Here is a 21,765-nt window from a genome sequence, read left to right on the forward strand (position 1 = left end):
CTCGTCCCACCGTTGAAACCGTCCCGTCCCGTACCGGAGCCGATCCGGTACGGGACGGTTTCGTTGTTCCGGGCCCCGGGAGTCCCCGCCCGCCGTGAAACTCCGGACGTGGCCGCCCACGGGGCTCCCGTGGGGCTGCCCGATGTGATGGCGCGAAGACCTGCGCTGCGCTCATCAGAATCTTGTCGGGCCTCCATTGTTCTACTAGCATGCAAACAATGGAGGTTTTCATGATGCGTAAGAACCTGGGCCGCGCGCTACTCGTCGCCCTGCCGTTCCTGCTGGCACTCGTCGCCGACCTGGTCCTGTTCGCCGCGTTCCGTGACCGGATGCCCGGACAGCTGGCCAGTCACTTCCAGGCCGACGGCCGGGGCGACAGACACATGGGGCAGACGGGGTATGCCGTGCTCGACGTCCTGTTGTTCGTCGTGATCGGGGGGCTGTGGACCGTCATGGTGGTGCGGGGGAAGTTCTACGGGCGCGCCCACCGCAGGCTGACCGCCGGTGGATATGCCTTCGCCGGGTTCCTCGGCTGGATGATGGCCGCCGTGCTGATCGCCAACGTGGATGCCGCCGAGAACGCGCGGGGCGACGCCCAGGGGGTGTCGCTCCCGATCTGGCAGCTCGCCGTCGCTCTGGGGGTCGCCGCGCTCGCCGGGGGGCTGGGGCTGGCGATGGCCGCGCTCACGCCCGTACCGGAGCCGTCGGCCGCGACCGTGCCGGTCGGGGACGAAGCGCGGATCGCGCTCGCCGACGGGGAGGTCGCCGGATGGGCGCGCGGCACCGGGAGCTGGTGGCTGCCACTGATCGCGCTCGCGCTCGTGGTCGGCGGAGTGGTGGTGCTGTTCGTCTCGGGCTGGGCGGCCGCTGTCCCGCTGCTGCTCCTCGGGGTGCTCATGGCCGGCTTCGCCCGTCCGTACGTGGTGGTGGACCGGCGCGGTATCACCGTCTCGGGCATGCTCCCCTGGCCGCGTCTGAGGGTGCCGCTCGACCGGATCGAGACCGTCACCAGCCGGCACATCAACCCCCTCACGGAGTACGGCGGCTGGGGCTACCGCATCCGCCCGGGGCGGACCGGTGTCATGATCCGCTCCGGTGAGGGCATCGTGGCGACATTGGCGGGCGGCCGGAACTTCGCGGTGACCGTCGACGACTCGGCGACCGCGGCCGCACTCCTCAACACTCTGATCGACCAGCGACGGGCGGAGCACTGACCATGCTTTTCCGGGTCGATCCCACCTCCACCGTGCCGCTCGGCGACCAGATCGCGGCATCCGTGCGCCGCGCCGTCGCCGACGGGACGGTGGCACCGGGCGAGCGGCTGCCCGCCGCGCGGGTGCTCGCCGAGTCCCTGGGGGTCAACGTCCACACGGTGCTGCGGGGTTATCAGCAGCTCCGCGAGGAGGGGCTGATCGAACTGCGCCGGGGGCGGGGCGCGGTCGTCACCGGCGGCGCATCCCCGCACCGCGCCCGACTGCTCGGGCGGGTGCGCGAAGTGGTCGCGGACGCACGTGAGTTGGGCATGACGGAGGACGAGCTGCTGGACCTGGTGCGTGCCGCGCTCGACAGCCCGTAGGCCGGGGCGCGGCGGCCGGCCACGGCCTGGCGACAGGTCGCCGGAGTGCTTCTCCCGGTCCTCGTCCGCGGGCCCGGACGGCCACCCCGTCCTACGAGGTGGCCGTCCGGGCCGTCGAGCTGCCGGACGGTGTCAGGAGGAGCTGCGCGCGAGCGCGGCCGCGAAGCCGTTCTGCCAGAGGTAGTTCACCTGGCTGCGCTCGTTCGCGTTGGGGTAGGGATTCGTGCAGGACGTGCCGGGGCCGCCGCCCGACATCAGCTCGCTGCACGGACCGGAGTAGTGATCCGGCAGGCCGAGCACATGGCCGGTCTCGTGGGCGGTGACGCGGGTCGAGTTGTACTGCTGGTTCTGCGCGTAGTCGAGGAAGATGTAGCCGTTGCCGTGCCCGTCGGTGCTGGCGTACGAGCCGCTCGGGTCGTTGCCCTCGTAGTAGGCGAAGTCGGCGTTCGAGCCTTCCTGCAGCCGGACGTTGGAGACCGAGCTGTTCCAGATCTGCGCGCTGTTGGCTATCTGGGTGCGGAAGCTCGGCGCGTTGGCGGTGCTGTAGACGATGGTGACCGACTGGGCACCGGGGTTGGCCGCCCGCTTCTCGGCGACGGACTTGGCGACCGCCTCGAAGAACGCCTTGTTGGCGGCGGCGCTCTCGTGCGACCCGGAGTGGGGGGTGTAGCCCGCCTGTGCCGCCGAGGCGGCGGGCGGTGCGGCGGGTGCGGGAGAGGAGGCGATGGCGGGTGCGGCGCCCAGCGCGGCCGCGAGTCCGAAGCCGAGGCCGACCACGGCCGACAGGACGGTCCTGGGGTGTCTCATGGGGGGTCTCCTACCGATTACCGATCCGATGAACCCGTCCGATGATCGGACTCGGACGGGAGGCGGTACGGAGAGAGTGTCGGGGAGCGGAGGCCATGACGGATGATGTCAACCGGCGATAGCACCGGCCTATCGCCAGCTCCGGTACTGTCGACGAAGCATCTGACAACTCCCGCTGAATTAAAGGGTTTTGATGGGATTGCGGCGTCTGGTGCGTCGGCCGCCCGCCGCCCTAGGCTCGACGGCATGGAGCTTGAGGTGAGACACCTCAGGGCGCTGTGCGCCATCGCCGACACGGGCAGCCTGCACCGAGCGGCCCGCACGCTGGGCGTGAGTCAGCCCTCCCTGACCACCCAGCTGCGCCGGATCGAGAACGCTCTGGGCGCGGAGCTGTTCCGCCGGGAACGGACCGGCTGCCGGCCGACGTTGCTCGGCCGTGCCGTCCTCAGCCGGGCCCGCCCCCTGGTCGACGGGATGACCGCTCTGGTCAGCGACGCGAAGGCGGAGGCCGACGCGGTGCGCGCCTCCGGCCCGCGGCTGCGCATCGGCTGCACCGCCAGCCGGGTCATCGGCGGCTGGCTGCGCAGGCTGCGGCACCGGCTGCCCGACACGGACATCTCGCTGAGGGTCGACGTATCGGCCAGCGCGCTGCTGCGCACGGTCGAGGCGGGCGGGCTCGACGTCGCCTTCGTGCACGAGGTCGAGGGCTGCCCGCTGACCGTCCCGAAGGGCCTGGTGCAGCGCGTGCTCCTGGACCGTGAACCGCAGTTCATCTGCATGGCCCGGGATCATCCGGCCGCCGCCCGGCCCGTGGTCGACCTCGGGGACCTGGCCGCCGACCGATGGATGGTCGACCCCACCGTCGACGGCGAATGGGACGGGCTGCGCCGGGTGTTCGGCGCGGCCGGACTCGCGCCCACGGTTCTGCACGGCGACTACCTCACCGCCGCGTCCCTGGTCGTGCTCGGCGAAGCGGTCGCCCCCTGCCAGCCCACCTCCGGACCGCGCGACGACATGGCGATCCGGCCGTTGCGCGACGACCCCCTCGCGGTGCGGCTGCTGCTGGTGTCCCGGCCGGGCGCCGACATGGCGGCGGTGTACGCGGAGCTGGAGGCGGCCTACCGGGAGGCGGCCCAGCGCGCGGCCGGGTACCACCAGTGGCTGCTGCGCAACCGCAGTCCGCTCGCCCGTACGCCGTGACGGATCGCTGTCCGATTCCGCCGAGAGCGAGAAACGGTCCGGTCCGTGCGTTTGGCGGGCATCGTCGGGTTGCATGAGGCTTCTGATGCTGGGCGGAACGGAATTCGTCGGCCGCGCCGTCACCGAGGCGGCGCTCGCGCGCGGCTGGGACGTGACGGTGTTCCACCGGGGCCGTCACGCGCCCCCGCCGGGTGTGACGGAACTGCTCGGCGACCGCACCGCCGAAGGCGGCCTCGCCGCGCTGGCCGGGTCCGCCGGTCAGGGTGCGGGCGCAGATGCCTGGGACCTGGTCGTCGACACCTGGAGCGGTGCCCCTGCGGCCGTACGGGACGCGGCCCGTCTGCTGGCCGGCCGGGCCGACCGGTACGCGTACGTCTCCAGCCGTTCCGTGTACGACCACCCGGCCCCGGCCGGTCTGTCCGAGGAGGGGCCACTGGTGACCGGCGCCTCGCCCGACGCCGGTGGGGACGTCCCGTACGCGCTCGCCAAACGCGGCGGGGAACTGGCCGCGCTCGACGCCTTCGGGGACCGCGCACTCCTGGTCCGGGCGGGGCTGATCCTGGGGCCGGGGGAGAACATCGGCAGGCTGCCCTGGTGGCTGCTGCGGATCGCCCGCGGCGGACCCGTACTGGCCCCGGGAACGCCCGACCTGATGCTCCAGTACATCGACGCCCGCGACCTCGCCGACTGGCTCCTGGACGCCGGCCGCGCCGGTCTGCACGGGCCGTACAACCTGGTCAGCCGACCCGGTCACGCGACGATGGGTCAGCTGCTGGAAGCCTGTGTACGCGCCACCGGCTCCGGTGCGGAACTCCGCTGGATCCCCGCGGAGACCATCCTGGCGGCAGGGGTGGAGCCCTGGAGCGATCTGCCGGTCTGGCTGCCGCCGGGCGAGTTGTACGACACCTTGCACCGGGGCGATGTCAGCAAGGCCCACGCGGCCGGTCTGCGCTGCCGACCGGTCGAGGAGACGGTCGACGACACCTGGAGGTGGCTGGGCGAGCTGGGCGGCGTGGCCCCGCGACGGCCGGACCGGGCCCCGGTCGGCCTGGACCCGCGGGTGGAGGCCGAACTGCTGGCGGGCACGGATTGACGCACGCCCGCCCACGTGGCTCGCGCCGACGCGCCGCGGCCTGCCACGACGCGGTCTCCGCCCCTGGGCGGCGACCTGACCGCGGCGACCCACGTCCAACGGCATTCCGGACGGCGCGACCGTGCTGGTCCACGGCCACGGCAGCAGTCGCGACATCGGCACGCCGATGGGCTTGCCGCCGCGGGCCGGACTCCGCGGACACCGGATGTGGAACCTCCCCGCGCCACCGAGTTCTGGTTGAAGGGCACCGGCCGGTCCAGGGCGGCGTGCCGGTCGGCAACCGGTCGAGCGTGACGACGCTCGCGACGAGCGGTACCAACCGCATGCATCCAGGGTGCGGACGTTCCTTCGCCTTGCGCGGCACCGCATCCGACGCCGCGCGCTGATCCACCGGGGATCACGGGACAGCCCTTAACTTTGGCCCATGGCCGAACTGTTGCTGCACCTCACCGAACGCCCCTTGTGGGAGGCGGCCCGCGGGATCGGGACGTACGAGATGTCCACCCGCGGCCGCACCCTGCACGAAGAGGGCTTCATCCACTGCTCGCTGCCGCACCAGCTCGACGGCGTGGCCGAGATGCTGTACGGCGCCGGGAACCGGGCCGGGGCCGGTGACCAGGATCTGGTGGTCCTCGTCATCGACCCCGCCCGGCTCCCGGCACCCGTACGGTACGAGTCCGTCGCGCCCGGCGGCGAGGAGTTCCCGCACATCTACGGACCCGTCCCGGTGGACGCGGTCGTGGAGGTGCGCCCCTGGCTCCGCAAGGAAGGCGACCCCGTATGAACCCCGCACCCCCCACCGGCCCGGCGGGCATCAGCGCTCCCATCGTCGCCGTCACCGGCGCGAGCGGTGCGGTCGGCGGCCGTGTCGCACGGCGCCTCGCACGAGCCGGGGTGCCCGTGCGACTCCTCGGCCGCGACCCGTCCCGGCTGCCCGAGCTGCCCGGCGCCGCCACCGCGCCGCCCGCCCCCTACGGCGACGGGGAAGCCATGCGCCGCGCCCTCGCCGGGGCACACACCCTGTTCCTCGTATCGGCGCACGAGAGCCCCGACCGGGTGCGCCGGCACACGACTGCGGTGGACGCGGCGGTCGCCGCGGGCGTCGAACGCATCGTCTACGTCTCCTTCGTCGGCGCCGCGCCGGAAGCGACGTTCACCTTCGCCAGGGACCACTGGCACACCGAGGCGCACATCCGGGTCGCCGAGGTCCGTTACACCTTCCTGCGCGACAATCTGTACCTCGCGGGGCTCCCGGCGATGACCGGTGCCGACGGGGTGCTGCGCGGTCCGGGCGGTGACGGCCGGGTGGCGGCGGTGGGGCACGAGGACATCGCGGACGCCGCGACCGCCGTGCTGCTGGCCGACACCGAGAGCGACAGCACCCGGCACGACGGGGTCACGTACGACCTCACGGGCCCCGAGGCGTTCACGCTCGCCGAAGCGGCCGAGGAGATCGGCCGGGCCAGTGGACGGACCGTCACCTACGTACCCGAGACCCGTGAGGAGGCCTACGCCTCACGGGCCCGGTACGGGGCCGAGGACTGGGAGGTGGCCGGCTGGGTGACGTCGTACGAGGCCATCGCCGCAGGCGAGATGTCCACGGTCTCGGACGCCGTACCGCACCTCACCGGGCATCCGGCGACGAGCCTGGCCACGTATCTCGGGGAGAATCCGGAAAGCTACCGGCATCTGCTGAAGACGGACTGAGCCCCGGACGGGCCGGGTGCGCGGCGGGCGACGCCCGGACGCCGGCCACCACGGGGCGGCCTGTCCACGCGCCCGCGGGGCCGGCCGCCCCTCACCTCACGTACGCGCCCGCCCGCGCCGCCGCGACCGCGGCTTCGGCGGCGCGGTCCGCCGCCGCCTCGTCGAGCGGGTCGCCGCTGGCCAGCAACCGGTAGTAGAGGGGGGCCGACACGGCGCGGATCACCTCGTCCGGGTCCGTGCCCGCGGGCAGTTCGCCGCGGCCGACGGCGTCGGTGACACAGCCGGACCACTCCTTGACGCGGATCGCGTAGAAGCGGTGCAGCGCCTCCGCGGTGCGCGGATCGCAGGTCGCCGCCGCGATCACGGACTTGAACAGGGCACCCTGGCGCGGATCGGTGAGGGTGGTGACCACCAGCCGGGCGTTGGCCCTGAGGTCCCCGGCCAAGGAACCCGTGTCCGTACGGGGTGAGGACTGCTCGGCCATGTCGTGGAGCAGGTCCGCGATCAGGCCGGTGGGGGTGGACCAGCGCCGGTAGACGGTGGTTTTGCCGACTTCCGCGCGGCGCGCGACATCGGCGAGGTCCAGGCCGTCGAAGCCGTGCTCGGCCAGGGCGTCGCCCGCGGCCCGCAGGACGGATTCGCGTACCCGGGCGGTACGGCCGCCGGGTCGGACGGTGCCGGGTTCCGCATCCTCGGGCTTCATAACGGGTCTCCAGTTCCATTAGTTGGTCCGACTCTGTTACCGTGACTCTCATCTTAACGGAACCGCTGCCCCATTACGCCTCTCGTCGAGGAAGGGCCATCATGTCCGCACCCAGTCACGCACCATCGCCCGACGCCACCGACGCCACAGGTGTTGGCGGCGTCACCGGCATCGCCGCTCCGGTCGTCGCCCCGCACGCGGAGATCCGTATGACCGGACGGCAGAAGCTCGTCCTGACTCTCCTTCTCGGCGCCCAGTTCATGATCGCCGTGGACTTCTCGATCCTGAACGTCGCGCTGCCCGTCGTCGGCGAGGGCCTCGGCTTCCCGCTCTCCCGCCTGCAGTGGATCGCCACCGCTTTCGCGCTCGCCGCCGCCGGATTCACCCTGTTGTTCGGCCGGGTCGCCGACCTCGTCGGCCGCAGGCGGCTGTTCCTGGGCGGCATGGTCGTCCTCGGTCTCTCCTCCGCCCTGGGCGGACTCGCCACCTCGCCCGAAGTCCTGCTCACCGCACGGGTGTTGCAGGGGCTCGCCACGGCCGCGGTCACCCCGGCCGGACTCGCCCTGCTGACCACCGCCTTCAAGGAGGGCCCGCTGCGGGAACGTGCGCTGGGTCTCAACGGCGCTCTGATGTCCGCCGGATTCACCGCCGGGGCCATCCTCGGTGGGCTGCTCACCGATCTGCTCTCCTGGCGCTGGGCCTTCTTCGTCAACGTGCCGGTGGCCGCCCTGGTGGTGGCCCTCGCCCCCGCCGTCATCACCGACTCGCGCCCTGCGAACCGTCCCCGGCTCGACGTCCCCGGAGCCGTGACCGTCACCGGTGGGCTGCTCCTGCTCGTCTACGGACTGACCCGGGCAGGTGAGTCCGGCTGGACCACGCCCACCACCCTGGCCGCACTCCTCGCGGGTCTCGTGCTCCTCGTGGGCTTCTGGCACGTGGAGAAGAGGGCCGCCGCGCCACTGGTTCCCGTGCGCATCCTGAAGCGGAGCAGTGTCATCTGGGGCAACACCGCCGGCCTGATCGCCTTCGTCACCGAGACCTCACTGGTCTTCCTGCTCACCCTCTATCTGCAGGAGGTTCTCGGCTACTCGCCGCTCGCCACCGGTCTCGCCTTCGGTGTCCTGGGCATCGGCACCGTGATCGGCGGCGCGTCCGGCGGTCGCGCGGTCGGTCGGTTCGGCAGCCGGGCGACCATCGTCACGGGTGGCATCGTCCAGGCCGCCGCCACCCTTTGCCTGGTGGCGCTCGGAACGTCGGGGTCATGGATCTGGCTCCTGCTGGTGGCCACGTTCATCGGCGGCATCGGCAACATGCTGATGATCGTCGGCTTCATGGTCACCGCGACCTCCGGGCTCCCCGACGAGGAACAGGGCCTGGCGACCGGCCTCGCCACCATGACCCAGCAGGTCGGCATCACCATGGGCATCCCGGTGATGAGCGCCGTCGCCACCGCCCGGATGTCCTTCCTCGGCGACACCGGACCCGAAGGTGTCCTGTCGGGTGTCTCGGTCGCGATCCTGGTCGACTCGGTCCTGGTGCTGGCCGGCGCGCTGCTGGCGGGAGCCTTCCTCGGCCCCCGTCGGACGAGGGTCGGCTCGCGGCGGTGACGCGGGACGCCTCCGCGGCGACACGGGCCTGCTTCGTGGGTTCCCGCGGTGGTGCGAGGATGCCGGACGGATCGGTTCCCGTCCGGCTTCTCCGCTCTGTCAGCCCTGGTCGTGCGCTTTTCGCAGCGCGGCGATGTCCAGCTTCTTCATGGCCATCATCGCCGCGGTGGTCCGGGCGGCCTTCGTCGCGTCCCGGTCGCCGATCAGATCGATCAGCGCGTCGGGGACGACCTGCCAGGAGACGCCGTACCTGTCCTTCAGCCAGCCGCAGGGCCCCTCTTCGCCACCGTCGGTGAGGCTGCTCCAGTAGTAGTCCACCTCGTCCTGGTCCGCGCAGTGGATCTGGAACGAGATGGACTCGTTGAAGGTGAACTGCGGTCCGCCGTTCAGCCCGACGAACTTCTGGCCGTTGATCTCGAACTCGACCGCCATCGCCGACCCGGCGGGCCCGGGGCCCGCTTCGGTGTAGCGGCCGATCCTGCCGAGGCGGGAGTTCTTGAAGACCGTGAGGTAGTACTCCGCAGCCTCCTCTGCCTGTCCGTCGAACCACAGACATGTGGTGAAGCCCTCGGTGGTCATCGCTGTCTCCTGTCGTGAGCGCATGTCTGTCCGTGCTGCGCGCATGTCCACCCATACCGACTGATCCCGCCCCGGAAACTCATCGGTCACATGTGGGGTATCGGTGACACCCCGGTCGACGGCCGACAGCCACGGATCGGTGCGCGTCCGGTCCGGGCCGGGATCGATCCCGGCCTCCGTCCACGAAGAGGGGAATCGGTCCCGTCCGGCTCCATATGGTCCCGGTGGGTGCGGCGGGCGCGACCGGCGACGAAGGCGGCGGCCGCACGGACGGCGACCGACAGCATCGCAGCAGGCGAACGGACCGGCACGATCGCCCCCCCGTATCGGACGAGGGCCGGCGCGTCCTTGGTGACGGTGCGGGCCGTGGCGGCCGCCCGGTTCTCGCCCCCAACAAACGGCTGTTCTCCGAAGGGAGTTGACCCTAGGCTCCTCGGAACGGGACCGCGCGGTCCCGCAGGTTGCGGGAGCCGTGGCAGAGCGGCCCATTGCAATCGGCGTGCGGGAGGTCCTCCGCATGTCGACCGAGGGGGTTCGGGCGGACCTGCCCTCCCCGTCCGCGGGTTCGAATCCCGCCGGTCCCGCAGCCGTTGGCCGATGCCGTGCGAACGGCCCGGACAGCCCGGCCCGCCGGGCCGTTCCCGGTGCCGTCCTCGGCGGCCCCTCGCGCAGCGCGCGGCCGCCCGGCACCATTCGCGCCAGGCACTCCAGCAACCCCGCGTCCCCGCAACCGACTTCGGACACGGTCGCACGACTGCCGATGCCCAGGGTGCCGTCGGAGAGTCCCGGGGCGGCGCCTATCGTGGCCGCCGGCCCGTGGACCGGCGAGCTCGTTCACGGAGCAGGTGCAGGAGCCCCACCCTCGTCCTCGGCAAGCCCCGGAGACGGTCCTCTCCGGGGGAACCTCACTGGCCCACCCTTCCGTCGACGCACTCGCGCAGCAGGTCGGCGTGCCCGCAGTGACGGGCATACTCGTCGATCCGGTGAACCATCAGCTCCCGCACCGCAATCCGGTCCTTCCCCACACGCTCGCCCAGATCCGGGTGCTCGGCCAGCGCGGCATCGGTCGCGGCCTGCTCGCGCTCCAGGTCCGAGTACGCGGTGTCGACCTCGGCCTGCTCGGCGACGGCGCCGTCGAAGTCCGCGTCGCGCTTGCCGTACAGCTTCGGCAGCGGATCACCGTCGCTGATCCAGTTGCGCCAGTCCCGTTCCACCTCGGCGAGGTGCCGAACCAGGCCGAGCAATGACATCGTCGACGGCGGAACCGACCGACGGGCCAGTTGCTCCGCGTCCAGGCCCTGGCACTTCATCCGCAGGGTCAGCCGGTAGTTCGTCAGGAAGTCCTGCAGCGTCGCCAACTCACCGTCCGAGCCGCCTCCTTCGTTGTGGCGGGGGTCGTCGTCCGGATCGACCCACATGTCGGGGTGGACGGTTGCCGGGCTCCAGCGTGCGGGCGTGTCGCTCATGCGTGTCATGTTGGGCCGCGAGGGCCCGAGTCGGCCAGTGCGTTTCTCATCGGCGTGCGGGCGTCCAGCAGGTCGGTCTCGGTCCTCGGTCACGGGTCCGCCGCCGTCACGCCGCGGATCCGCGCCCGCACCGGCGAGCCGCAGGACGGGGCGCGGCGCAGTGAACTCGCCGGATCGAGGTGTCGCTGACGAACGGCGAACCCATGGACAGTGGACCCGGCGATCCGCCGAACCCGCCTGCAACGTCGCCCCTGCGGAACCGGCCCCGGGGCCGATGGAACAGCCATGGGCGCGCACCGGGCCGGTCGGCAAGCGCACCGGCGTTGTTCCGGGAAGACGTCACTCCTGCGTCCGCGTCCCCGTGTCGACAGGGTCGTCTCGGAAGATTCGGTCCAGGTGGTGGTCCAGAACTCTGGTGGCCGATTCCGGGGTGCGCTGGCCGACAAGGATGCTGGTGCCGAGTCCTGCGGACATGGCGAGCAGGCTGACGGCTTCCAGGTGCGCGTCCACGCCGGGCTGAATGAGACCGCCCTCCTCTGCCTGCCGGAGGAGAGCGACGAGGGTGCTCTCGGCGGCATCGGGGTTCGTGATGAAGGGCTGGGTGGCGAGCACCTTGTCGGTGACGGACAGAACGGCGTACGAGGTGAAGACGAGATGGAAGGTGCGGCTCTCCTCGTCGGTCGGCAATGCCGCCGTCAGTATCGCCTCGATCATCGCGCGCGGTCCCGGTCGGTGGCCGGCGCCCCGGACCCGGGCGGCGACCCGCTCCCCGAACCTCTCGGCCAGATGCTGCAGCCCGTAGAGCAGCAGCTTCTCCTTGGTCTCGAAGTAGTACTGCACCAGCCGCAGCGAGACGCCCGCCTCCGCCGCCACATCGCGCATGCCCACGGCATGCAGCCCGCGACGCGCCGCCACCCGAAGGAGCGCCTCGGCGATCTCGGTACGCCGCTCTGTGTGGTCCACACGCTTGGGCATCGACCGCCCCTCCGCTCACTGTTCTCGCTGGACGGGTACCTCCCACCCACCTTGATGGTACGGCCGTACCATCATCGTGATACGTTCGTACCATAAAGAATCGACACCCGGAGGTGGACGTGTCCCGGACCGAGACCCGCACCCAGGCCGATGTCGGCCGCTATGTGAGCGATGCCTGGCGCGATCGCTACTTCGCGGCCTGTGATGCGGTCTATGGGCTGGGAGCTCCCGCTCTCGCGGAAACGGACGTGGAGACGTCCTTCGGCACCACGCATGTCTACCGGTACGGCCCCACGGACCCGGCCGCCCAGTCGCGCACCCCCGTCGTCCTGGTGCACGGAGCAGGCTCCTGCTCCGCCATGTGGTACCCGAACACCCCCGCCCTCAGCGCCGCCCGCCCGGTCTACGCGATCGACACCCCGGGCGATCCCGGCCGCAGCCTCCAGCGTGAACCCATCCATCGCCCCGAACGCGCCGCGCAGTGGCTGGACGAGACACTTGCAGAGCTGGGGCTCGAACGAGTGCACCTGGTCGGCTCCTCCTACGGCGGATGGCTCGCTCTGAACCAGGCCCACCGCAGGCCCGACCGCCTCGCCTCGGTCACACTCCTCGATCCCGGCGGCCTGGAGAAAGTGGGTTTGCGCTTCTTCGTATGGATCTTCGCCAGCCTGTTCGCGACCTCCGCGCCCAAGACGCTGCGCCCGCGATTGGCGGCGTGGCTGGAACAGCCGGTCCTCGTCGTGCCGGAGCTGCGCACCATGATCAGGCTGGGCGTTCGCGCCTACCGCATACGCCGTCCCGCCCCGCTGCCTCTGTCCGAGGACGAACTGTCCACCATCCACACCCCGCTCTACCTGGCGCTCGGCAAGCGAAGCCTTCTCGTGCACCCGCACAGGCAGGTCGAGCGCGTCCCACGCCTGATACCGAGCGCACGAGCCGAAATCATCTCCGACACCGGCCACGGACCCCAGATCGACCACGCGGACGAGATCAACCGCCGCATGCTGAGCTTCATGGACTCCATGGACTGACGGTCCCCGCATCCGGGGGCCCGAGGAACGGCTCTCGTCGCCGCATCATGAGGATCTCCGCCACGAACACGGTGTGCCTGGGCGGCCGAGAGCACGGCGATGTCGTCCTGACAAGCCGGCCGGCGCCGTCGGACCCGTGAGCGTCGACGCCCCCGCCGTCCGGATCGACGACGACGTGATGGGGATTCTCATCGGCGCCGCCGGTGTCGGAGGCGGCTGGAACACTGCGGCCGTGATCAACGAGACAACCGCAGACCTTCCTGGTGCTTGTGTCGACCACCTGCCGCCCACAGCTCGGGCGGAGCTCGCCGGGACCGCCTGGGAGGAACTGCCGCACTTCTGTACAGGTCGACACAATGTGCCCGATACGCCGGACGTCCTCATCGATGTGCTCTCCGCCGATCCGGGCCGCCGGGTTCGGGCGGTGGGGGACCTCTACCGGCTGCTCCTCAATCAGGAGCGCGTGTTTCCGGCAACCGCTCCGGCGGCCTCGGTCGTCGCTCGTCTTCTCGACGATCCGCGCACTCTCGCCGAAGACCGGTGGGAGCGCAGGGCAGGCCGGCGGCCGCTGCGCGCCGAACTGCTGAACTGGCTGGCCTCATTCGCCGACATCGCCCGCCTGGACGTCGAGGACGGTGCCGGCACGGCGCAGGATCTGGCCGCTGCCCGTGCGGTACGGCCGATGCTCCACGACCGCATCGCGGATTTCTGCGACGACGACGATCCGCAGGTGAGGGAGGCCGCGCTCGCGGCCACCGCCCTGCTCATGGCCGACCCCGTCCTCGCCTCGTCCATACCCCGCTACGCGCCCGCCGTTCGCGCGATCCTTTCCGCGAGCGTGGACTCGCACTACCGGTGGATCGCCCGGGAACGGCTGGCGGCCTGGGGCGAGGACGTCACCGGTCTCGTCGCCGCGGAAGAGGAGCACCGTGCGGCCCTGGACCGGGCACGCGCTTTGGCGGACGACCCGTTCGAGGAAGGCCAGGAACAGGCGATCCACTGGCTGGAAGAGCAACCCGAGGACACCGCGGCCCTGGAACGGTCCGGCCGCCGGCGTGCAGGCCGGACCCCACCTGCGCGGGCGGCCGTCCCGCAGGAGCCGGCACCCGAGCCGCCTGTGGCCGCCCCGGGGAGCGAGGCGGGGTACGAGGGCCCGTGGCGGATCGCCAGGGGCGAGGAGCGCTCCGAGTGGACGTTCACGCCGTACATAGGGGTCGGCCCGCTGCACTTCGGGATGACCTTGGAGGAGATCACCAGCGCCCTCGGCGAACGACCGACCGGTTCGTCCTGCTCCCCTCACGGTGAGGACCACCGGCTGAACTTCGCCGACTTCGACGCGAGCGGGATCAGGACCCTCTTCCGGGGCGGCCGCCTGGGGTGTGTGGCCGTGAACGCACTCACCGGCCCCCAGGTGAGACTGGACGCAGCCCCGCTGACCGGCTGCGCGCCCTCCCAGGTGGAGGACTGGCTCGCCCACCGCGCGGCGCCCCGGCCCGGCAGCCTGATGTACAGCCCCGCTGCCGATCCGGTCTTCACCGACCTCGGCCTGGTGATCCGGTCCCAGCGGGCCGGCGACGTCGCCCTGACCCGACCGCTCTTCCTGCTCCAAGACTGGCTCGACCTGTGGCACTCGCTGCCCGGCGAAGAGTGGAACTGCTTCTGAAGCGTGGTTCGCCGGTCGGCCTCGCCCGGATGCGAGGCCGACCGGAGCGACATGCCCGTCCACTGGAGCGATATCGGCGGTCGGTCCGGGAGGGGCGGCCCGCCGAAGACCGCCGAGTCCCTGCGTACCGTCCCGGTCGACGAGGGCGGAACCGGCGCTCTCCTCATGCACGTCGACGCGCGCCCCTCCAAGGAGCGGTTGTTCACGGCGGAGAGGGGAGAGCCCCTCAACTTCCTTCGCCGGAAAGCCGAATGGAACTGCGCCTGCCGCGCACCCCGGGCCGCAGAGGGCGAGGCGGCCGAGCGCGAGGGCCGCGAGCCCGTCTAGCCGCCCCGCACGGTGACCCACGGCCTGCGCCACTCCCACGCTTGCGTCCTCAACACCGCGGCGGCGCATCAAGCGGCCCAGCCCGTCCTCGGTCACGCGTCCGCCGTCGTCACGCCGCGGATCCACGCCCCCATGTGCACGTACGCAGAAGACCGCACCCGGTCCGTCATGGACGCCGTGTTCGGCGGCCCGCGGACCGGGTGCGGTCGGGTGGGCGATTCGACCCACGAAAGGAAGGTCGGGCGGCCCGGGCCAGGGTCAGGCCTTCTTGGTCTCCCAGAAGATCTTGTCGATCTGGGCGATGTAGTCCAGCGCCTTCTGGCCCGTCGCCGGGTCCGTGGAGGCCTTCGCCGCCGACAGCGCCTTCAGGGCGTCGTTGACCAGCTGGTGCAGCTCCGGGTACTTCTCGAAGTGCGGGGGCTTGAAGTAGTCGCTCCACAGCACCGAGACGTGGTGCTTGGCGAGCTCGGCGCGCTGCTCCTTGATGACCACCGCGCGGGCCCGGAAGTGCGGGTCCTCGTTGGCCTGGTACTTCTCCTGGACGGCCTTGACCGACTCCGCCTCGATGCGGGCCTGGGCCGGGTCGTACACGCCGCAGGGCAGGTCGCAGTGGGCGCTGACCTTCACCTTGGGGGCAAACAGGCGGGAAAGCATTGAGCTGTCCTTCCTCGTGATCGTCTTCTCAGGTGGGACATTACTCCGTGAGAGGAGGGTTTTCGTGGGTGCCCCCATGGGCTTAGGCCAAAAGTCCAGGGTGGGAGTGGGCCCAGTGGCCGAATGTACGGAACGCTGTACTGGACGGTGTACTGGATGGACCGGGAAGGTGCCGGAGAGATGCGGGAGGTGCCGGAGGTGCCGGAGCTGACGCGGGAGCAGCCCGCACGAGGGCTGGCCGGGCGTGTGCCGTTCCAGGTGGTGGAGGTGACCGGGCCGTCGATGGTGCCCACGCTGCATCACGGGGACTGGCTGCTCGTGCAGTACGGGGCGCCGGTGCGCCCCGGGGACGTGGTGATTCTGCGCCATCCGTTCCAGCAGGACCTGCTGATCGTCAAACGGGCCGCCGAGCGCCGACGGGGCGGCTGGTGGGTGCTGGCCGACAACAGCTTCGCGGGTGGCGACAGCACGGATTACGGGACGGTGCCCGACGAGTTCGTGCTGGCCAGGGTCCGGGCGCGCTACCGGCCGTTGAAGAAGGATCAGCGGTCGTTGTGGTCCGTGGTGACCTGGGCGGTCTCCGCGCTGCGGCCGGTGTCGGCGGCGCGTTCGGTCTCCAGGCGTTTGCGGGCCCGGTAGGCGGCCACGTTGGCGCGGGTCGCACAGCGGTCCGAGCAGTAGCGGCGGGAGCGGTTGGTCGAGGTGTCGAGGTAGGCGTTGCGGCAGGGCGCCGCCTCGCACAGGCCGAGCCGGTCCACGCCGTAGGAGGTGAGATGGAACGCGAGGCCCATCGCCGCGATGGCGGCGTACCCGGCCGTCGCGTTCGACGGGTGGTCGGCCAGATGCATGTGCCAGTCCGGCTTGCCGTCCTCGTCGCGCAGGTCGTGCCCGGAGATCTGCGGGCTGACGGGGAACTCCAGCAGTAGCGAGTTGAGCAGGTCGACGGCGAGCGTCTCGTCACCGCCGTCGGCCGCCTCGAAGACCGCGCGCAGCCGTGCCCGTACGGACCGGAAGCGGGTCACATCGGCGTCGGCCGCCCGCCGGGCCGCCTGCCGGTTGACGCCGAACAGCTCGCGGACCGCCTCGACGGAGGTGAGGGAGTCCTTGTTGCGGGCGGGCTCCTCGGTGTTGACCAGACGCACGGCATAGTCCGAGTAATAGGCCAGTTCCACTTGTAGTCCTTACGGCGTCGGTCTAAAGTCGATGCAGCGAGCGATGTAATGGGCTTTCTCGGTACCAGGGTATTACATGGAGGTTCCTCGTGACGGAGACGACAACAGGTACTGACTGGGCGGCCTGGCAGGAGAGCTGGGACCGCCAGCAGGAGTGGTACATGCCCGACCGTGAGGAGCGGTTCCGGGTGATGCTGGACATGGTCGAGGCCGTGGTGGGGCCCCGGCCGAGAGTGCTCGATCTCGCATGCGGTACGGGAAGTATTACGGACCGGCTCCTCAAGCGGTTCCCGGAGGCCACCAGCACGGGCGTCGACCTCGACCCGGCCCTGCTCGCCATCGCCCGCGGGTACTTCGACGGCGACGAACGCGTCACCTTCGTCACCGCCGACCTCAAGGACCCCGACTGGGCGGGGAAGTTGCCGTACGACTCGTACGACGCGGTCCTCACCGCCACCGCCCTGCACTGGCTGCACACCGAACCCCTCACCGCGCTCTACCGGCGGATCGGTGGGCTCGTCAGGGACGGCGGGGTGTTCATGAACGCCGATCACATGATCGACACGGAGACGCCCAGGATCAACGCGGCCGAACGTGCCCACCGGCACGCGGCCATGGACCGGGCGAAGGCCGAAGGCGCCCTCGACTGGGCGGACTGGTGGGCTCTCGCGGCCAAGGACCCGGTCCTCGCCGGGCCGACCGCCGAGCGGTACAGGATCTACGGCGAGCACGCGGACGGTGACATGCCGTCCGTGCGCTGGCACGCCGACACCCTGCGCGAGGCGGGGTTCGGCGAGGCGCGGACCGTCTGGGCCTCCCCGTCGGACTCCCTGGTGCTCGCGGTGAAGTAGCTGCAGCGCGCGCGGGAAGGGGTGGTACGGGCCGGGACCCGCACCACCCCTTTCTTTTTCTCCGCTCTGCTGCAACCCGCCGTGCGTCCCGCCGCACTGGAAGGGTGAGACGGTCCGCAACCGCGGACCCGGAGAGGGGCGCCGACGATGCGGAGCGATGACGATGCCGCGCTGCACGCCTTCGTCGAGGGCAGGCGTACCGCGCTGTTCCGCAGCGCGTACCTGCTGTGCGGAGACCGGCACGAGGCCGAGGACCTGGTCCAGGCCACGCTGGTCAAAGTGGTGCTCGGCGGGCGACGGCACGGGCGGCTCGACAACATCGAGGCGTACGCCCGCAAGACCCTGGTCAACACCTTCATCGCGACCCGCCGCCGGTTCTGGCGGCGGGAGCACGCGTACGGCGAACTGCCCGACCGTGCGGGCCACACGCCCGACACGGACACCGGGCTCGCGGTGCGGGCGGCCCTGGCCCGGCTCACGGACAAGCAGCGGGCCGTACTGGTGCTGCGCTACTGGGAAGACCTGAGCGTCGAGGCCACGGCCGCACTGCTCGGTATGCGGGAGAACACGGTCAAGAGCCACGCGGCTCGGGGGTTGGCGGCGCTGCGCGCCGAGATGGCGGAGGAATTCGTATGAACGACGTGCGTGAGCTGCTGGGGCGGGTCGCCGAGGACGCGGGGCGACCGGTCATCTCCACCCAGGCGGTGTACGCCGGGGCCGCCCGGGTACGTCTGCGGCGCCGGCTCACCGTCTCGGCCGCGGCACTCGCCGTGGTCGCGGCGGGAGCGGTGGCCGTACCGGGACTGGCCTCGGGCGAGAACAGGCAGAACGCCCCGGTGGCGGCCCCGGCCGAGATCAAGGGCGGCGACGACCGGGCGGAACGGCTGGTCGAGCTGCTCCCCGCGGGAGTGGGGAAGGTCGAACGGGTCTCGCTGGCCGTCATCATCAAGGGCGCCACCCCCGGGCAGGCCAGGGAACACCTGGACGGACCGCTGGACGGGCAGTTCTCCGTACGCCGGGACGGCGGCGTCGGCTACCTCGTCATCGGCTTCCTGAACGGCCGGCAGGCCGGCGAGAAGTTCGGCGGGCAGGACCCGGCCGCCGATCTGTGCCGACCGGTCAACGGGGAGCCGCGCCCGGACGACTGCGTACGCGAGGAACTCCCGGGCGGACGCGTGCTGACGATCTGGAAGGACCCCATGAACTACTCGGGCACGCCCAAGTGGGGGCCTGAGCTCGTGGGGCGTCTCACCCTGAAGGACGGCGGGGTGCTGGCCGTACGGGACAGCACCGGGTTCACGGGCGACCGGGCACAGGGACCGCTGCTCAAGAACCCGCCACTGAACCGTGCCCAGCTGCGGAGCCTGCTGCTCAGCCAGGAGCTGCTGCCGAAGAAGGGGTGACGCACGCGAGGAGGGCGGAACGGACCCGGTCCGTACCGCCCTCCTCGCGCGTTCCGGTCGCGGCGCTAGAGGACCTTCGACAGGAAGGACTTCGTGCGGTCGTGCTGAGGATCGGTCAGCACGTCGCGCGGGTGGCCCGACTCGACCACCACGCCGTCGTCCATGAAGACCAGCGCATCGCCGACCTCACGGGCGAAGCCCATCTCATGGGTCACGACGATCATCGTCATGCCGTCCTCCGCGAGCCCGCGCATGACGTCCAGTACGTCGCCCACCAGCTCCGGGTCGAGCGCCGACGTCGGCTCGTCGAAGAGCATCAGCTTCGGCTCCATGGCCAGGGCGCGGGCGATGGCCACTCGCTGCTGCTGGCCGCCGGAGAGCTGGGACGGGTAGTTCTTCGCCTTGTCGGCCAGGCCCACCCGGTCCAGCAGCCGCTCGGCCCGCGCCCGCGCGACGGCCTTGGACTCGCCCTTGACCTGGATCGGGGCCTCCATGACGTTCTCGATCGCCGTCATGTGGGGGAAGAGGTTGAAGCGCTGGAAGACCATGCCGATGTCCCGGCGCTTCAGGGCGACCTCGCTGTCCTTGAGCTCGTAGAGCTTGGTGCCCTTCTGGCGGTAGCCCACCAGATCGCCGTCGACGTAGAGCCGTCCGGCGTTGATCTGCTCCAGGTGGTTGATGCATCGCAGGAAGGTCGACTTGCCGGAACCGGACGGGCCGATCAGACAGAAGACCTCGCGCGGGGCGACCTCCAGGTCGATGCCTTTGAGGATGTGCGCGGCGCCGAAGGACTTGTGGACGCCCTCGGCCTTCACCATGGCGGCGGTCATGCCATGCCTCCCTTCGGGCGGCCCAGGGACGTCAGCTGCGCCCGGACCTTCTGCATCGGGGTCGGGGGCAGGCTGCGGCTCGAACCTCGTGCGTAGTACCGCTCCAGGTAGTACTGGCCGATGCTCAGCACCGAGGTCAGGATGATGTACCAGGCCGCTGCCAGGAACAGCATCTCCACCGTGGCGCCCGAGGTCTGCGAGACGTTCTGAGTGGCCCTCAGCAGTTCGGTGTACTGGGCGGCCACCGCCAGGGACGAGGTCTTGAGCATGTTGATGACCTCGTTGCCCGTCGGCGGCACGATGACGCGCATCGCCTGCGGGACGACGATCCGGCGCAGCGTCTTGGCGTGACTCATGCCCAGCGCGTGTGCCGCCTCGGTCTGCCCCTCGTCGACCGACTGGAGGCCGGCCCGGCAGATCTCCGCCATGTACGCGGCCTCGTTGAGGCCGAGGCCGAGCAACGCGCACAGGAAGGGCGTCATGAAGGACGACCACTCGTCCTTGTAGATCGGCCCGAGGTTGATGTACTCGAAGACGATGCCGAGGTTGAACCAGACCAGGAGCTGTACGTAGACGGGCGTGCCGCGGAAGAACCAGATGTAGAACCACGCGATGGTGGAGGTCACCGGGTTCTTGGAGAGCCGCATCACCGCGAGGACGATGCCCAGGACCACGCCGAGGACCATCGCCAGCACGGTGATGATCACGGTGTTCTTGACGCCCGTGAGGATCTGGTCGTCGAAGAAGTAGTCCGGGATGGCACCCCAGTTGACCCTGCCGCGGGCGAACGCGTAGACGAGCAGGGCGAGCAGCCCCACCGCGACGACCGCGGTGACGTACCGGCCGTAGTGCCGGACGGGTATGGCCTTGATCGTCTGTGGTCCTGCGGCAGGTACGGGGGGCGCCGGCGCAGTGGCCGCCGGGTCCGCCTTCTCGATTTCAGTCACAGCTGATGCCTTTCAGCTCTGGACGCCGGTCAGGATCCGCCGTTGAGCTTGGCCTCGGTGACCGCGCCCGCCTCCACGCCCCATTTGGCGACGATCTTTCCGTACTCGCCGTTCTTGATGATCGCGTCCAGCGCCGCCTGGACGGCCTTGGTCAGCTGGTCGTTGCCCTTGGCCACGGCGATGCCGTACGGGGCGGCCTGGACCTGCTCGCCGACGATCTGGAAGTCGTTGCCGCCGCCCGAGGTCTTCACCGCGTACGCGGCCACCGGGAAGTCGGAGGAGCCGGCGTCGGCGCCACCGCCGCGCAGCCGGGTCTGGGCCTCCAGGTCGTTGTCGAACGCCTCCATGGCGATCGTCCTGCCGCCCGTACACTTCTTCGACTCGGACTTGGCGAGGTCGTGCGAGACCGTGCCGCGCTGGACCACGATCTTCTTGCCGCAGAGGTCCGCCCAGGTCTTGATGCCCTGGTCGTCCCCCTTCTTGGTGTAGATCGAGACACCGGCGGTGAAGTAGTCGACGAAATCGACCCCCTCGCCGACCTTCTTCCCCGTGGCCGAGTCGACACCGTTCTGGCGGTCCTTGGTGTCCGTCATGGACGACATGGCGAGGTCGTAGCGCTTGGAACGCAGACCGGTGAGCAGCGTGTCGAAGGTGCCGTTCTCGAATTCGAAGGTCACTCCCAGCTGCTTGCCGAGCGCCTCCCCCAGATCGGGGTCGATGCCGACCGTCTTGCCGGACTTGTCCTTGAACTCGACCGGCGGATAGGCGATGTCCGATCCGACCCTGATGGTGCCCTTCTCCTGGATCGCCTTCGGCAGGAGGTCGGCGAGCGGGGCCTTCGCCGCGTCGGAGCTCTTGGAGCCCTTGTCGGTCTGGTCGCCGCAGGCGGTCAGCAGCAAGGTGCCGGCGACCGCGATGGCGCAGACCGCTGCAATCCGGGACTTCGCGGTCGTACGACGGGTGGTGCTTGCGGTCATGATCAGGTTCCTCCGGCAGGTGAGGGCTGTGTTGCCGGGCGGTGAATGACACGCGTCATCGGGTGTCGCCGCCCTGTGCGATTACGGCATCTTGCCATTCGAATTTGCCCAAACAGTGGGCCAGTCATGTCAAAATCGGGTAACGGGCGATTGCGAACCTCAAGCGGCCGGTACACCAAGGCCGGACCATCTGTGGG

24 protein-coding genes are annotated in these 21,765 nt (G+C 70.7%); 14 read left to right on the forward strand and 10 right to left on the reverse strand.

All coding sequences use genetic code 11. The features are described from left to right. Window positions 1-230 precede the first annotated feature (230 nt). Both ACIRP2_RS12080 and ACIRP2_RS12085 read left to right on the forward strand, forming a co-directional pair. Complete coding sequence (locus ACIRP2_RS12080) at window positions 231-1,214, forward strand: DUF1648 domain-containing protein (protein ID WP_404249013.1); 984 nt, start codon at window positions 231-233, stop codon at window positions 1,212-1,214. A gap of 2 nt (window positions 1,215-1,216) precedes the next feature. After that, window positions 1,217-1,576, forward strand: coding sequence for a GntR family transcriptional regulator (locus ACIRP2_RS12085; protein ID WP_404249015.1), 360 nt, complete (start codon window positions 1,217-1,219; stop codon window positions 1,574-1,576). A 132-nt stretch (window positions 1,577-1,708) separates the two neighbouring features. On the opposite strand, the gene snpA is transcribed toward ACIRP2_RS12085, so the two are convergent. Beyond that, window positions 1,709-2,383, reverse strand: a complete 675-nt coding sequence (gene snpA, locus ACIRP2_RS12090; protein ID WP_404249017.1) for a snapalysin — start codon at window positions 2,381-2,383, stop codon at window positions 1,709-1,711. 246 nt (window positions 2,384-2,629) lie between these two features. Here snpA and ACIRP2_RS12095 point away from each other — a divergent pair, with 246 nt between their 5' ends. From ACIRP2_RS12095 to ACIRP2_RS12110, 4 genes are all read left to right on the forward strand, one after another. Further along, complete coding sequence (locus ACIRP2_RS12095) at window positions 2,630-3,583, forward strand: LysR substrate-binding domain-containing protein (RefSeq protein WP_404249019.1); 954 nt, start codon at window positions 2,630-2,632, stop codon at window positions 3,581-3,583. Between the two features lie 85 nt (window positions 3,584-3,668). Further along, window positions 3,669-4,676, forward strand: coding sequence for an NAD-dependent epimerase/dehydratase family protein (locus ACIRP2_RS12100; protein WP_404249482.1), 1,008 nt, complete (start codon window positions 3,669-3,671; stop codon window positions 4,674-4,676). 424 nt (window positions 4,677-5,100) lie between these two features. After that, a complete protein-coding gene (locus ACIRP2_RS12105) occupies window positions 5,101-5,460 on the forward strand; it encodes a DUF952 domain-containing protein (protein ID WP_404249021.1) in 360 nt (119 codons plus the stop codon). Next, a complete protein-coding gene (locus tag ACIRP2_RS12110) occupies window positions 5,457-6,383 on the forward strand; it encodes an NAD(P)H-binding protein (protein ID WP_404249023.1) in 927 nt (308 codons plus the stop codon). Before ACIRP2_RS12105 ends, ACIRP2_RS12110 begins: the two co-directional genes overlap by 4 nt. Window positions 6,384-6,474: 91 nt before the next feature. Here ACIRP2_RS12110 and ACIRP2_RS12115 read toward each other — a convergent pair whose 3' ends face one another. Then, window positions 6,475-7,086: a TetR/AcrR family transcriptional regulator gene (locus tag ACIRP2_RS12115; protein WP_404249025.1), complete on the reverse strand. Its 612-nt coding sequence runs from the start codon at window positions 7,084-7,086 to the stop codon at window positions 6,475-6,477. A gap of 101 nt (window positions 7,087-7,187) precedes the next feature. Between ACIRP2_RS12115 and ACIRP2_RS12120 the strand changes: the two genes are divergently transcribed. Then, window positions 7,188-8,693 carry an MFS transporter gene (locus ACIRP2_RS12120; RefSeq protein ID WP_404249027.1) on the forward strand — a complete coding sequence of 502 codons (1,506 nt, stop codon included), beginning with the start codon at window positions 7,188-7,190 and terminating at the stop codon, window positions 8,691-8,693. Between the two features lie 99 nt (window positions 8,694-8,792). Here ACIRP2_RS12120 and ACIRP2_RS12125 read toward each other — a convergent pair whose 3' ends face one another. From ACIRP2_RS12125 to ACIRP2_RS12135, 3 genes are all read right to left on the reverse strand, one after another. Beyond that, window positions 8,793-9,272, reverse strand: a complete 480-nt coding sequence (locus ACIRP2_RS12125) for a VOC family protein (RefSeq protein WP_404249029.1) — start codon at window positions 9,270-9,272, stop codon at window positions 8,793-8,795. 905 nt (window positions 9,273-10,177) lie between these two features. Beyond that, a complete protein-coding gene (locus ACIRP2_RS12130; protein WP_404249031.1) occupies window positions 10,178-10,747 on the reverse strand; it encodes a DinB family protein in 570 nt (189 codons plus the stop codon). A 330-nt stretch (window positions 10,748-11,077) separates the two neighbouring features. Further along, window positions 11,078-11,713, reverse strand: coding sequence for a TetR/AcrR family transcriptional regulator (locus ACIRP2_RS12135; protein WP_404249033.1), 636 nt, complete (start codon window positions 11,711-11,713; stop codon window positions 11,078-11,080). Between the two features lie 113 nt (window positions 11,714-11,826). On the opposite strand from ACIRP2_RS12135, the gene ACIRP2_RS12140 reads away from it, so the two are divergent. The 3 genes from ACIRP2_RS12140 to ACIRP2_RS12150 all read left to right on the forward strand — a co-directional run bounded on the left by ACIRP2_RS12140 (window position 11,827) and on the right by ACIRP2_RS12150 (window position 14,734). Further along, complete coding sequence (locus ACIRP2_RS12140) at window positions 11,827-12,744, forward strand: alpha/beta fold hydrolase (protein WP_404249035.1); 918 nt, start codon at window positions 11,827-11,829, stop codon at window positions 12,742-12,744. Window positions 12,745-12,880: 136 nt separating this feature from the next. Continuing rightward, complete coding sequence (locus ACIRP2_RS12145) at window positions 12,881-14,407, forward strand: hypothetical protein (protein ID WP_404249037.1); 1,527 nt, start codon at window positions 12,881-12,883, stop codon at window positions 14,405-14,407. 51 nt (window positions 14,408-14,458) lie between these two features. Next, window positions 14,459-14,734, forward strand: a complete 276-nt coding sequence (locus tag ACIRP2_RS12150; protein ID WP_404249039.1) for a hypothetical protein — start codon at window positions 14,459-14,461, stop codon at window positions 14,732-14,734. Between the two features lie 258 nt (window positions 14,735-14,992). Here the strand turns inward: ACIRP2_RS12150 and sodN are convergent, their stop codons facing one another. Next, complete coding sequence (sodN, locus tag ACIRP2_RS12155) at window positions 14,993-15,388, reverse strand: superoxide dismutase, Ni (protein ID WP_093899557.1); 396 nt, start codon at window positions 15,386-15,388, stop codon at window positions 14,993-14,995. A 123-nt stretch (window positions 15,389-15,511) separates the two neighbouring features. Between sodN and sodX the strand changes: the two genes are divergently transcribed. Continuing rightward, the gene (sodX, locus tag ACIRP2_RS12160) at window positions 15,512-16,027 is read left to right on the forward strand and encodes a nickel-type superoxide dismutase maturation protease (RefSeq protein WP_404249041.1); all 516 of its coding nucleotides are present in this window, start codon (window positions 15,512-15,514) and stop codon (window positions 16,025-16,027) included. On the opposite strand, the gene ACIRP2_RS12165 is transcribed toward sodX, so the two are convergent. Further along, window positions 15,931-16,560: a CGNR zinc finger domain-containing protein gene (locus ACIRP2_RS12165; protein ID WP_404249043.1), complete on the reverse strand. Its 630-nt coding sequence runs from the start codon at window positions 16,558-16,560 to the stop codon at window positions 15,931-15,933. The two genes, sodX and ACIRP2_RS12165, sit on opposite strands and share 97 nt — an antisense overlap. Before the next feature lie 89 nt (window positions 16,561-16,649). Here ACIRP2_RS12165 and ACIRP2_RS12170 point away from each other — a divergent pair, with 89 nt between their 5' ends. The 3 genes from ACIRP2_RS12170 (at window position 16,650) to ACIRP2_RS12180 (ending at window position 18,814) form a co-directional block, all read left to right on the forward strand. Next, on the forward strand, window positions 16,650-17,411 hold the full coding sequence (locus tag ACIRP2_RS12170) for a class I SAM-dependent methyltransferase (protein ID WP_404249045.1): 762 nt from the start codon (window positions 16,650-16,652) through the stop codon (window positions 17,409-17,411). 147 nt (window positions 17,412-17,558) lie between these two features. Further along, window positions 17,559-18,047: a SigE family RNA polymerase sigma factor gene (locus ACIRP2_RS12175; protein ID WP_404249047.1), complete on the forward strand. Its 489-nt coding sequence runs from the start codon at window positions 17,559-17,561 to the stop codon at window positions 18,045-18,047. Then, window positions 18,044-18,814, forward strand: a complete 771-nt coding sequence (locus ACIRP2_RS12180; RefSeq protein ID WP_404249049.1) for a hypothetical protein — start codon at window positions 18,044-18,046, stop codon at window positions 18,812-18,814. Before ACIRP2_RS12175 ends, ACIRP2_RS12180 begins: the two co-directional genes overlap by 4 nt. A gap of 65 nt (window positions 18,815-18,879) precedes the next feature. Here the strand turns inward: ACIRP2_RS12180 and ACIRP2_RS12185 are convergent, their stop codons facing one another. From ACIRP2_RS12185 to ACIRP2_RS12195, 3 genes are read right to left on the reverse strand one after another with little or no spacing between them, the layout of a single operon-like run. Continuing rightward, window positions 18,880-19,644 (reverse strand): amino acid ABC transporter ATP-binding protein, encoded by a 765-nt coding sequence (locus ACIRP2_RS12185; protein WP_404249051.1) that lies wholly within the window; start codon window positions 19,642-19,644, stop codon window positions 18,880-18,882. After that, on the reverse strand, window positions 19,641-20,591 hold the full coding sequence (locus ACIRP2_RS12190; RefSeq protein WP_404249053.1) for an amino acid ABC transporter permease: 951 nt from the start codon (window positions 20,589-20,591) through the stop codon (window positions 19,641-19,643). The genes ACIRP2_RS12185 and ACIRP2_RS12190 overlap by 4 nt, the downstream gene beginning before the upstream one ends. A gap of 29 nt (window positions 20,592-20,620) precedes the next feature. Continuing rightward, a complete protein-coding gene (locus tag ACIRP2_RS12195) occupies window positions 20,621-21,568 on the reverse strand; it encodes an ABC transporter substrate-binding protein (RefSeq protein WP_404249055.1) in 948 nt (315 codons plus the stop codon). Window positions 21,569-21,765: the final 197 nt, after the last annotated feature.

This window comes from Streptomyces sp. NPDC101194, assembly GCF_044767885.1.
Taxonomy (GTDB): Bacteria; Actinomycetota; Actinomycetes; order Streptomycetales; family Streptomycetaceae; genus Streptomyces.